General features: G+C 65.2%; 12 protein-coding genes. 3 read left to right on the forward strand and 9 right to left on the reverse strand.

From position 1 onward, the window contains the following. Positions 1-16: 16 nt before the first annotated feature. Together BKE38_RS31430 and BKE38_RS31435 are read right to left on the reverse strand one after the other, a co-directional pair. Positions 17-1,465 carry a hypothetical protein gene (locus BKE38_RS31430; protein WP_131829542.1) on the reverse strand — a complete coding sequence of 483 codons (1,449 nt, stop codon included), beginning with the start codon at positions 1,463-1,465 and terminating at the stop codon, positions 17-19. Then, positions 1,465-2,328 (reverse strand): hypothetical protein, encoded by an 864-nt coding sequence (locus BKE38_RS31435; protein WP_076956980.1) that lies wholly within the window; start codon positions 2,326-2,328, stop codon positions 1,465-1,467. Before BKE38_RS31435 ends, BKE38_RS31430 begins: the two co-directional genes overlap by 1 nt. 513 nt (positions 2,329-2,841) lie before the next feature. Here BKE38_RS31435 and BKE38_RS08965 point away from each other — a divergent pair. Further along, positions 2,842-3,198, forward strand: a complete 357-nt coding sequence (locus BKE38_RS08965) for a hypothetical protein (protein ID WP_131829543.1) — start codon at positions 2,842-2,844, stop codon at positions 3,196-3,198. A 114-nt stretch (positions 3,199-3,312) separates the two neighbouring features. Here the strand turns inward: BKE38_RS08965 and BKE38_RS31930 are convergent, their stop codons facing one another. After that, positions 3,313-3,486 (reverse strand): hypothetical protein, encoded by a 174-nt coding sequence (locus BKE38_RS31930; protein ID WP_165694151.1) that lies wholly within the window; start codon positions 3,484-3,486, stop codon positions 3,313-3,315. A gap of 206 nt (positions 3,487-3,692) precedes the next feature. Between BKE38_RS31930 and BKE38_RS08970 the strand changes: the two genes are divergently transcribed. Next, positions 3,693-4,178 carry a hypothetical protein gene (locus BKE38_RS08970; RefSeq protein ID WP_131829544.1) on the forward strand — a complete coding sequence of 162 codons (486 nt, stop codon included), beginning with the start codon at positions 3,693-3,695 and terminating at the stop codon, positions 4,176-4,178. Positions 4,179-4,574: 396 nt separating this feature from the next. Here BKE38_RS08970 and BKE38_RS08975 read toward each other — a convergent pair whose 3' ends face one another. From BKE38_RS08975 to BKE38_RS08990, 4 genes are all read right to left on the reverse strand, one after another. After that, entirely contained in the window at positions 4,575-5,432 is an 858-nt protein-coding gene (locus tag BKE38_RS08975; RefSeq protein ID WP_083747403.1) for a portal protein, read from the reverse strand. A 4-nt stretch (positions 5,433-5,436) separates the two neighbouring features. After that, the gene (locus tag BKE38_RS08980) at positions 5,437-5,700 is read right to left on the reverse strand and encodes a hypothetical protein (RefSeq protein ID WP_076956983.1); all 264 of its coding nucleotides are present in this window, start codon (positions 5,698-5,700) and stop codon (positions 5,437-5,439) included. 143 nt (positions 5,701-5,843) lie between these two features. After that, the gene (locus BKE38_RS08985; protein ID WP_083747404.1) at positions 5,844-6,341 is read right to left on the reverse strand and encodes a hypothetical protein; all 498 of its coding nucleotides are present in this window, start codon (positions 6,339-6,341) and stop codon (positions 5,844-5,846) included. Next, positions 6,338-6,778: a hypothetical protein gene (locus BKE38_RS08990; protein WP_076956984.1), complete on the reverse strand. Its 441-nt coding sequence runs from the start codon at positions 6,776-6,778 to the stop codon at positions 6,338-6,340. Before BKE38_RS08990 ends, BKE38_RS08985 begins: the two co-directional genes overlap by 4 nt. A gap of 129 nt (positions 6,779-6,907) precedes the next feature. Here BKE38_RS08990 and BKE38_RS08995 point away from each other — a divergent pair, with 129 nt between their 5' ends. Beyond that, on the forward strand, positions 6,908-7,555 hold the full coding sequence (locus tag BKE38_RS08995; protein WP_076956985.1) for a S24 family peptidase: 648 nt from the start codon (positions 6,908-6,910) through the stop codon (positions 7,553-7,555). Between the two features lie 152 nt (positions 7,556-7,707). On the opposite strand, the gene BKE38_RS09000 is transcribed toward BKE38_RS08995, so the two are convergent. Together BKE38_RS09000 and BKE38_RS09005 are read right to left on the reverse strand one after the other, a co-directional pair. Then, a complete protein-coding gene (locus BKE38_RS09000) occupies positions 7,708-9,633 on the reverse strand; it encodes a lysylphosphatidylglycerol synthase domain-containing protein (protein WP_076956986.1) in 1,926 nt (641 codons plus the stop codon). Further along, on the reverse strand, positions 9,630-11,276 hold the full coding sequence (locus BKE38_RS09005) for a lysine--tRNA ligase (protein ID WP_076956987.1): 1,647 nt from the start codon (positions 11,274-11,276) through the stop codon (positions 9,630-9,632). Before BKE38_RS09005 ends, BKE38_RS09000 begins: the two co-directional genes overlap by 4 nt. Positions 11,277-11,418 lie beyond the last annotated feature (142 nt).

Raw genomic sequence — 11,418 nt, forward strand, 5'->3', positions numbered from 1 at the left:
AGGTGGGCGAGGCGGTCTATGCACTCAGGAAATCGATGAGATCCTGATCCGTTCGAAGAAGCTTTTCGCTTGGCACACCGAGGGCCAGCGCGAACTCGACACTGCGAACAGTCAATGACTCGTTGAGACTAAGATCGAACGCGGCATGGACAAGATCGCCTAAGCGATCAAACTCTCCGTCGATCCGATGGATAAGCTTTGCAGATGCTTCATCCAATTCAGCTATCATCGCCTGGTTACGCTGCTCAATCTGGCCCGCGGCATTTGCAACATGACTACGTAGAAGATGCGAAAGGACCTTGCCCGCAACGCTGCCCACGAGTGCACCTATCACCGGCACCGGGATAACCACCTGGCTACCAACGGCGCAAAGACCCACAATTCCTACGTCGGAGCAGACCAACGTCCCTTGATCGAGAAGCTGATCTAAGGAGATCTTCCGTTCTTTGTAGGCTAGGACCAAAGGGTAGAGCGCCTTTGCTGCGGCAACAAAGCTGTTTGCTAAGGGCGCAGACGTTTTAGCGAAGTTTGTTAGCCCATACAGAGCGGCACCGGCGACGGCGCCTACGGCACCGTCTTTTAGCGTTTTGACACCGACTTCTTCCCAGTCTGCCCGGGTAAATTGCCCCTTGAATGGATTTTTCTTTTGTTCCCGGTGCTTACGAAGCAGTTCCGTAGCGAATCCAACCGTCGCGCCGATAGCGGCGGCTTTGCCTACTACCTTGGCACCGTCCATCCAACCAGGCTGATGCTGAGCAGAGATCTCATCACGCCGCTTATCGTTGTCGTCAACAAGTTCGTCTTCATGCCGGGAGATCGTCTTGATGACCTGTCCCTGCTGCACTTCAGCATAGGTGGAGAGACTAGGCTTAACTGCTTCACAGAAGGGCTTTCCTGCTGCCTGCTCAATCTCTCTGATATTTCGAGAGATAGCTGCGATCGTTTTCGCGTTGAGGCCGTCGACGTGCTCACCCCGGCACACCTTCAGCATAACAGCATACTGATCTTTGGGGACGTGGTAGAAGCTATCATCACGCCCGAACGTCTTGTACTTGGCCAAATGGCCCAGCACGGCAGACAGACTATTGTTTACGCCGTTGATGAATTTCGACTGAACCTGCTTGTTGTTGAGTATATAATCTCCGGGCGCAGTGCGGCTCAGATTGTCAATGGAGGCTGAGAAGGGCAATTGGTTGAAAACATCCCGAGCACGGCGTACGCCGACCTCGACACGTTCAGCAATCTCGCCATGCTTGGTGGCTACGCTTCCAAGGATTGTTGAGGGTTCGGCAACGAATTTGCGAACGGTAGCTGTCTCTGCAAGGGCTGCCTCCAGCAATTCATTCTGCTGGCTAAGCGCTGCTTTTTCAGCAGCCATTCGCGTCACGTTCGCCACATCGACGACTGCGGCCTGCAGCAGTTCGGCAGTGGCCTTCGGAAGCTCGTTCATTTTCAGATCGGACATTAGATCGCCTTGAGATCCACGTTTTTGACAAGAAGCTCGCCCATGCTTCGCACGTGGTTCACCATGGCCTTCATCATGTCCAACACATCTTCCGTCTGTCCGTGAGGTGTAGAGACCTTGTTTACGTCACGAAGGATAGTAAGCAGACGTATCAGCCCCTCTGCCGTGTTGTTCGTAAGTCTGTGAAGGCGCTCGATAGACGCCACTGACGCATAGATGTAGCGGACCTCGGCTTCCACCTTCCGGCATCTCTCGTCCGCTTCTTTAGTCGCTTTGGCGTTGGCGCGGCGCATGTAGAGAATGCCGCCTGTGGCGGCCACACCGGCCAGCCCCAAGCCAACCGGTCCGCTCATCGCGAGCATTGCGGTTCCAGCAGCCATACCGCCGCCGCCAGCGGCGATGGCCCCACCACCTAGCCAAGCGAGCGCCGCCTTTGTAGCGGCGACACCGGTAAGTGCAGAGATCGCCGTCCCGGTAGAAGCAGTTCCGAACGTCGTTGCTACAGCCATCGCTGCCGTAGGGCCTAGCAGCGCGGTTATCGCACCAGCAGTGACGCCCGCGCCGGCGCCTGCAGCGGTTTTTACTGTCGCATCGCGCATCGACACATCAATGTCGATCAGAACGTCGGTGAATTTTGAGTAATTAATTTTGTACTGCTGCACCACCTTCTCAAAATCGACAGGCTTATTTCGCATGGTATTCACGTAATCTTCTACTTCACAGATTACGCGGTGAGCCTTGACCTTGCGTAAGTCATAAAGCTTCGTACAAGCCTCTACAGCTACTTCCGCAGCTTTGGCGTGATCATCGACAGATTTCTGCAAACGAGCTTTAGCGGCATTTAAGCTGTCTCGGTTGAGCATCTGTCTCTCATCATCCGACCAATTCGGAAAGTATCATAATTTGGAATGGCGAAAAGTCCCGCTTCCGCCATGCGCTGCTTATGGCCGTAAGTGGTTGCTGCCTTTTTAACGGACAGGGTTCCGCTACCAATCCCACCGCTAGATGAAGTTTCGAGCCGTGAGTTAGAGTTTGGTGCTGGCAGTACGAGCTCGATGACCGCACCGACTAAATAGCACGGACGAGTTCTCCAGCTTGTTCTCAAAAGGCTCCTACGACAGTCCGCTGCGCCTCTACTCCTTACCGCGCAGCGGACTTTTCTCTCCCACATCCGCATCTCGCAGCTTGGAGGATTGTGCCTGGCTAAAGGAACAATCCATGCAAGCTGAACCCGTTGAGCGACGCCGACACCCAAGAGATCCCACTAATCCAATCACAATCGCCCAGGATGAAACCTACGCTGCACTCCGCCTTCTGAAGGAGACAACAGCGGCCAGCCTCATCGTGTTGCAAAACCTGTTTAAGGAACACCGATGATGGCAGATGATCTCTCCCCACTATTAGTGACGCTGCAAGGCATTCTGCCGCCGCATTGGTACGCTCTCCTACTGCTGCTAACACCGTTCGTTCTGCCTGCCTTCAGGCTGCTATCCGCAAAGTGGCAGAGCTGGACTGACGGAAGCAGCAAGAGCAAGGATGCAGAGATCGACAGGCTCAAGAGCGAACTAGCCGATCAGCGTGAGTACGCTGCTAATCAAAGCGCCATGGTGCTCAAGCACGCAGATCAAACACTCCAGATGGCTGAAGCCTTCAAGAATGGCAGTGTGGCGATGACGGATTTCACGAATGCCGTCACGCAGATGATGACGAAGCTGAAGGAATCCGGCGGCTAATTCAGCTGCCCCCAGTTTGAAGGCCCGGTGCATCTGTCGCCGGGCCTTTCCTGTCTGTGCAGCAGATCGCGGCGAAAGCGGGGCCTGACCCCGCTTTCGTTGCGACCGGCCTTCTTAGAAGTCCATCACTACAACCAATTCGAATGTCAGCAGATCACCAGCCTCTTCGTTGCACTGCGCCACACACTCTTGGAGCAGTGAGTATTCTTCCGGAGTGACCATCTCGGGTTCAGTGCTGGTGATGACATCGGTGCAGTCATTCTTAACGTTCAGGACTATCAGCAGCATGGGGCAGCTCCTTGTTTGCCCCACGATCCAAGCTTCTTCTGACAGTCCTTCCTACATCAGATTTGCTCAGATTCTGACAAATTTCTCCATAAAAACAGACGCTTATCCCGTCTCTTGGCTTGCTCTTCGGGACAGCGAAGTTAAGCTCATTCTGTTAGCGGAACACATTGCTAACGCGCTGTTTCTCATGAGAATAGGACATGCAAATGAGCTTCCTCAGCAGCCTCAAGCTTGCCGACGTGACCCCTGCTACGCTTCGCAAGGATCCTGTTGGCATCGCCATTGAGGCGTTCCTCCAGAAAGTAGAAGTGCAGCTTGCTTACGCAGAGGCTGACAAAGCGGGCACGACGTACAACCCTCCCCGTGCTCGCAAGGAACCAGCAAAGCGCGAGCCGCTCGACATGCGGTGGTATCGGCGTAACGAGAGCGTGTTCGTGACCGTTATCAAGGTGGGTAGGCAGCCGATCACCAAAGACGAGCAGCCGCTGGTCTACGAGATCGGTTCCACGCTCGATGACGTGATCGGCTTTTTCACCGGGCTGAAGAAAGCCGCCACCGACCGAGACCCCGAGTTGGTCAAAGAGGTGCTGGCTGCCAAAGCTGCACAGGCCAAGGCACAGCCTGCTCCGGCCGGTGATGCTGCACCCGAGTCGCTCGCAGCGCCTAAGGCGGCTAACCCGCGCAAGCGCTAACCACTTCCCACCCCAACCCGGCGCAGCAATGCGCCGGGTTCCTTGTCTTCAAGCTCCTGCACAACCTAAGACTTTGTTCTGCATTTGTTCTACAACAACCGTCCCCCGGGTTATCCACAATGTACGAAGAAGGCACGTTTGGTGACGATGCCCTTCATGGCATCTTCTACTCGGTGCAGTGTTTAGGGTGTCGCCATCAACGCTACGTCTCAGCTCGTCGTCTTACACTGGCCGGGTTTGGCAATCAGCAAGTTGTAGGTAGCCAACCACGGTGGAGGTGTCCCCGATGTGACAGCAGAGGTGCTTCCATCGTGAGGTCAGGGCAATGGTGCGGGCCAAGTTGGAGCAAACCCGCTGACTACGCTGAGACCGTTGAGGACCGTATCGCGAAGTTGACTATCCATCCCTAAGCACACTGGGATCGGACTGTGCGCAAACTACATAGAAGGTTACCTTGTTGGCGGTGCGGATGTCGGGCAGCGCCTTCATCACCGGGCCGCGGCCATAGACCTCGCCCGGCGCCTTCATCCAGCGGAAGGCGATGAAGGGACTGTCGTTGAAGCGGCCGGCCGCCAGCGGCACCGCGCGGCCTTCCCAGTCCAGCACGGCCAGGTAGCCGCAGCCGGTCCGCTCCGGCCACACCGCCTCGACCACGCGGTGCTTGCCCGGGCTTTCTTCAGTGCCCTCGATGCCGGGGGGCAGCACGGCGTCGGGGTAGCGGCGGCGCAGCGTCGCGGCATCCAGCGCCGCGGCGCGATAGACGGTGTCGAGACGGCCACTCTCGCCCTCCTCCAGCACCGCCTCGCGCAGCGGCACGGCGGTGAAGCGCAGCGCGGACAGGCCACCCGGCGGCGCCTCCTCCACCAGCAGCACGCCGCTGCCGGCGACGACCAGATCGAGGAAGGCCTGGTGCATCTCGACCGCGAAGTTGGAGCGGTCGAGATGGCCCTGCAGCGTCTCCGCCGCCGCCTCCAGGGCCGCGGCCGCGGCGGGGCCCTGGGCGCTTTCAGCCAGGGCGCGCGACGGGGCCAGGCCGAACCAGCGCGACCAGGGCGGCGTCAGCTCGGCCAGCAGGCTGGCGGCCAGCTGCTCGGCCGCATCGGGGGCGGTCGCGTCATAGAGCTGCGCGCCGCCGGCGCCGGGCGTGCCGGACAGGACATGGTCGTAGCAGTCCTGCCAGACGCCCTCCCACGGGCGGCGCCGGGCCAGCGCCGCGGCATGGCGCGGCAGCAGGGTCTCGGGGGTCAGGGTCATGCGCTCACTCCCCGAGCAAGGTCTTGCGCGCGCCGGCCAGGCCGGGGGCCAGCGCCGGGGCTGTCGCCGCGGGCGGCTTTTCCTCCAGCACGCCGCGGGCGGAGGTCGCGATGGTGCCGGCAAGTCCCCGGCGGGCGCGCAGCTGGTTGTCCGCCCGCGCGGTCTGCGCCGCGGCCTCCGGGCTGGGCGAGGCGACGACGGGCGTCGGATCGGCGGTGGCGGTCGGCGCGACGACCACCGGCTTCGGGGCACGGAACAGGCCACCCATGCGCGTGCGGGCTCCTCTGCGATCGGGGGATCGCGACCGCCCGACGCAAAAAGCCCTGCCGGAGGGGGTCCGGCAGGGCGCGAGGTCGGGAGGATCGCGGGAGGATGCCGCCGGGCGCAGCTCGCCCCTTGGCGACTGCAGTCCTACGCCCTCAGCGAGGCGGTGTCAATGACTTTTTTCCTATCGTAGGAATATTTCTCGAGTCGACGGTACAAGCCATGCGGTGTGACGGCGAAGGGTGCGCCCTCGCCCAGCAGCGCGCGGCAGAGCGAGACGCAGGAATAGGGGCTGAGCTCGGGCAGCCAGCCGCAGGCCGGCGGTCCCGGCTGGAACGGGCCCAGCACGGTCAGCCCGGCGCGGCGGTAGAAGCCCGGCAGGTCGAAGCCGGGCACGAGGTCCGGCCGCGCCACCAGCAGCCGGCCCGAGAGCGGCTCGATCACCGTCCAGCCGCGGGCATCCTCCACCACCGCGAAGCAGTGGCGGAAGCCCGGACGCAGCAGCCGCAGCCAGGCACGATCGGCGCGGCCGCCGAAGCCGATCCAGACCTGCTGCACGCCCTCGGCCAAAGCGTGGCGCGGCGCGATGCGCAGCGGCTGGATCAGCGGCACCTGAAGCGGCGGGGGCTCGCCGGCGCGGCTCATGACCTGGCGCCCGGCCAGGCCAGGATCGCGGCCTCCTCGGCGGCGGGCAGGTCGAGGGCCGGGCCGTCGACGATGCCCTTCTGGCGCAGCGGCCAGTCGAGCCGCGACAGCGCCTCGCGCCACAGCCGCCAGTCGCCGCGCTCGCGCAGCGCGCGGGGGTCGGGCGCCTGGCCGCGCTCGCCCCAGCGGCGAAGGATGCGGGCATGCGCCAGCTCGATCCGGCGCTGGCGATACAGGCGGTCGAGGCATTTCACCACGTCGTCGGGCTCGCAGGGGCGCTGCACCGCGCCGGCGCCGGCGACGATGCGGGCGCCCTCACGCCGGGCGATGAGGGCGTTCATGGTCCAGAACCAGGCCTGCTCGGCGCTGGCGAAGGGTTCGGCCTTGCTGAGCGAGGCCAGGACGGGGGCATTCTGCGGGCGAAGGGCGGCGGTCATTTCGGGGGGTGTTCCTCGCCTTCCGGTTGAGTAGCCCCACGATCATTACGATCTGGTTTATAGGCGTCAAGGCCTAAACGCGACTATTTTCCTATTGCAGCGCATCCAAAAACCTAGGATGATCCACCCATGCGTCATGACGACATCTGGCGGGCGGTGGACGCCCTGGCGGCGGAGCACGGCCTGTCTCCCTCGGGCCTGGCCCGCAAGGCCGGGCTGGACCCGACCGCCTTCAACCCGTCGAAGCGCGTCGGTGCCGATGGCCGGGCCCGCTGGCCCTCGACCGAGAGCATCGCCAAGATCCTGGCCGCCACCGGCACCGACATGGACAGCTTCGCCTCGCTGGTCACCGGCGCTCCGGCGCTGAACAGCGGCAGCCGGACGATGCAGGGCCGGCGCATCCCGCTGATCGGCCTGGCCCAGGCCGGCGGCGATGGCTATTTCGGCGATGGCGGCTACCCGGTCGGCGGCGGCTGGGACGAGATCAGCACGCCCGAGCTGTCGGACCCCAACGCCTATGCGCTGGAAATCTCCGGCGACAGCATGGAGCCGGTGTTCCGCGACGGCGACGTCATCATTGTCTCGCCCAACTCCCCGGTGCGCCGCGGCGACCGCGTTGTGGTGCGCACGGTGAAGGGCGAGGTGATGGCCAAGGAGCTGCTACGCCAGTCCGCCCGCCGCATCGAGCTGGCCAGCCTGAACCCGGCCCATCCGAACTACAGCTTCGACCTGGGCGAGATCGCCTGGATCCACCGGGTCCTCTGGGCGAGCCAGTAAGGCCAGATTCCAGGGGCATCGAATGCCCCCGGGCCCCCACATTCATGTTGCGTCCCGCCTGTGGCCTTGTGGCGCCAACTGACGGCGGGGTCCGGGGTGACACTGTCACCCCGGCGGGGGTGCAGGGGGCAGAGCCCCCTGCCCGCTTGACTTCAGGCCTTCGCCTTCATCGCTTCCAGAATCGCTTCCGCGTCCCACCCGGCCGGGCAGACCAGGAAGCTCCCGTCTTCCAGCGGCACCGTCGCCAGCCCGGTGTCCTCATAGGCGCGGAGCAGGCCGGGACCGACCTGCCAGAAGGCGTGGCCGACGCCGTTGCGCTCGCAGAGGTCGCGGAAGCGCCACATGGCTGCGATGCGGGCGCCGTCATCGCCGGCCGGGTCGCCCAGGCCGACCCACAGATTCTCCAGCTTCAGGAAGGCGAAGCCGGCGCCGCGGCCGCCATCGGCGAAGAGGGCGGCGTCGGCGGTCGTCGGCACGCGGCCGCCGAGCACGGCCAGGCGGGTGCGAGCGGCCTGGTCGAAGTCGCTTTCGCGGATGCGGGCGGGGCGCAGCAGGCGGAGCGCGGCGACCAGCAGGAGGACGCCGCAGAGGCCGACGGCGAAGCGCAGCGTGTCCGGCGCCTGCTCCGAGAAGGGCACCGACCACCAGGCCTCGTTCGCCACCGGCTCGCGCCAGCCGATGCGGGCCAGCGCCAGGGCAGCGGTGGCGCTGGCGGCCAGCGGGATCAGCGTGGCGACGGTCAGCGGCTCGCCGGTCAGCCGGGCGTCGCGGTAGAAGGCGGTGCGCATGCAGGCGACCAGCCCGGCGAGCGCCAGGAAGGCACCGGAGATGAACCAGGGTTCCCCGCGCAGCAAAGCGGTGATGCCGCCGAGCATGAGCAGGACGATGCCGCTGACCCAGGCGATGCGCAGCCGGCGCAGCATGCCATAGGCCGCGACCAGCAGCAGCGAGCCCAGCACGGAGGCGGCGAAATGGCTGGCCAGCGCCGCCCATTCGCCGGCCCATTGCGCCAGGCGGGCGCCGCGCGCCGGCAGCGCGCCAATGAAGATCAGCGCGACGCCGGCCAGCCCTGCCAGCCCCGCCATGGCCGGGCCTTCCAGCGCGTCGGTCACCCGGGTCTCGGGACCGAGCCGGCCAAGGAGGTGGCGGCGCTGGTTGATCTCGAAGCCGGCGAAGAGGGCGCCGGCCAGGAACAGCGGCACGATGTAGTAGTAGAAGCGGAACAGCAGCAGCGCGCTGATCACCTGCGGCGCCGGGATATAGGGCTGCAGCCCGACCAGGATCGCCGTGTCGAAGACGCCGAGCCCGCCCGGCACATTGGCGGCCAGGCCCGCCGTGTAGGCGGCGAGATACAGGCCGACGAAGCGCGGGAAGGTCAGGCCCTCCGCCGGCGGCAGCAGGGCGTAGAAGATCATCGCGGTGACCGCGACATCGACCGCGGCCAGCAGCGTCTGGGCCAGCGCCATGCGGAAGCGCGGCAGGTCGATGCGGTGGCCGAAGGCGGTGAAATGCGGGACGAAGCGCGCCAGCAGCAGGTAGCTGGCGACGACGCAGAGCATCGCCACGCCGATCAGCTGCATCGCCCAGGCCGGCACATGGCCGGTGGCGCCAGGGATGATGTCCGGGTCGTGGATCAGGATGGCGCCGCCCAGCGCCATGCCGCCCAGGCCGAAGGTCAGGCTGGTGAAGGCGATGACCTTGGCGACCTCGCCCGGGGTCAGGCCCCAGGCGGCGTAGAAGCGGTAGCGGACGGCAGCGCCCGAGACTGCGGCGAAGCCCAGGTTGTGTGCCAGGGTATAGGCGCAGAAGGAGGCCAGCGAGGTGCGCAGGTAGCTGACCGGCTTGCCGGCATAGACCGAGCCCAGCCGGTCGTAGATGGTCAGCACCGCATAGGCCAGCAGGGTCCAGCCGGCGGCGATCCACAGCGTGCGGGCCGGCACCGCCTCGATCGCCGTCCGCACATCGGCCAGCGACAGGTGGCGGAACTCGCGCTGCACCACGTAGAGCGCGCCAAGCAGCAGCAGCAGCCCGAAGACGGTGGGCCCGTGCCGCTTCAGCGCGCCAAGCACGGGGCTCACGCCGCGGGGCTCTCCACGCCCGCCGCGGCCGCGGGTGGGCGGGCCAGCGCCTCCTGGATCAGCCGCACCGTCTCCGGGATGCCGTAGGCGGCGGCCAGGCTGCCGAAGCGTGGACCCTGGTCGGCGCCGACCAGCACCTGGTAGAGCGCGTTGAACCAGCCGCGGGCGACACCCGGCGAGCCGTCCTTCATCAGCTGGATGAAGGGCTCGCGCCGGCCGGCGTCATAGACATCGACCTGGATGCGCTCGGCCTGGGGCAGGCCGGGGGGCAGCGCCTCGATCTCGGCCTGGTGGGCCAGCAGCAGCTCGACCAGCGCCTGGAAGCAGGGACGCTCCTCCGGCGTCGGTGCGCGCGGCGTCAGCGTGGGCAGGATGAAGTCGCGCGAATAGGCGACGGCATAGTCGACCAGCTGGGCCAGCAGCGGCTGGTTCTCCGGCGTGGCGCCCGGGGCGTAGTTGCGGACGAACTGCCACAGCCGCGCCGAGGTGTCGGCGGCGGAGACGGTGGCCAGGTTCATCAGCATGCCGAAGGAGAGCGGCGGCTCCGGCGTGTTGGGCGCCTCGCCGGCATGGATGTGCCAGGCGGGGGAGGCCGGGTCGGCATTGGCGCGCAGCTTCTCGCGGGCGGCCAGATACTCGTCGGTGGCGCGCGGGATGACGTCGAAATGCAGGCGCTTCGCCCGGCCCGGCTGCTGGTACATGAAGTAGGACAGGCTTTCCGGGGGCGCGTAGGTCAGCCATTCCTCGATGGTCAGGCCATTGCCCTTGGACTTGCTGATCTTCTGGCCGCCGGCGTCGAGGAACAGCTCGTAGGTCATGCTGACCGGCGGCTCGGCGCCCAGCACCCGGCAAATGGCGGAGGACAGCTTGACGCTGTCGATCAGGTCCTTGCCCGACATCTCGTAATCGACGCCGAGGGCGAACCAGCGCATCGCCCAGTCGGCCTTCCACTGCGCCTTGACGGCGCCGCCGGTGACGGGCGTCTCGAAGCGCTCGCCGCTTTCCGGGTCGCGCCAGATCACGGTGCCGTCCTGCGGGCGGGTTTCGTCCATGGGCACCTGCATCACCACCCCGGTCTTGGGATGGACCGGCAGGAAGGGCGAGTAGGTCGCGCGGCGGTCGGGGCCGAGGGTCGGCAGGATCACCTGCCGGACTTCCTCATGCCGCTCCAGCATGCGCAGCAGGGCGGCGTCGAAGCGGCCCGAGCGGTAGTAGTCGGTGGCCGAGGCGAATTCGTATTCGAAGCCGAAGGCGTCGAGGAAGGCGCGCAGCCGGGCGTTGTTGTGCGCGCCGAAGCTGTCATGCGTGCCGAAGGGATCGGGGATGGCGGTCAGCGAGCGGCCCAGGAAGGGGCGCAGGCTGTCGCCGTTGGGCACGTTGTCCGGGACCTTGCGCAGCCCGTCCATGTCGTCCGAGAAGGCCAGCAGCCGCGCCGGCAGGCCGGTCAGCCGCTCGAAGGCGCGCTTGACCCAGCTGGTGCGGGCGACCTCGCCGAAGGTGCCGATATGCGGCAGGCCCGAGGGGCCGTAGCCCGTCTCGAACAGGGCCGAGGCTTTGCCGGCTCCAGCAATGCGATCGGCGACCTTGGCGGCTTCCTCGAAGGGCCAGGCCTTGACAGTGCGGAGCGATGGATCGGCGGTCATGCCCGCCCCATGCCAGCGCCGCGACCGCCGGTCAACGCGCCTCCGCGGCAGGGCAGCCACCGCATCCTTGCGTTTCCATCACCTTTGGGAAAAACCGCCCCCCTTGCTGGCCTCGTTCGCCTTTTGCCCCTAGGTTCCGCCG

Origin of the sequence: Teichococcus deserti (genome assembly GCF_001982615.1) — a bacterium.
Classification (GTDB): Bacteria; Pseudomonadota; Alphaproteobacteria; order Acetobacterales; family Acetobacteraceae; genus Pseudoroseomonas; species Pseudoroseomonas deserti.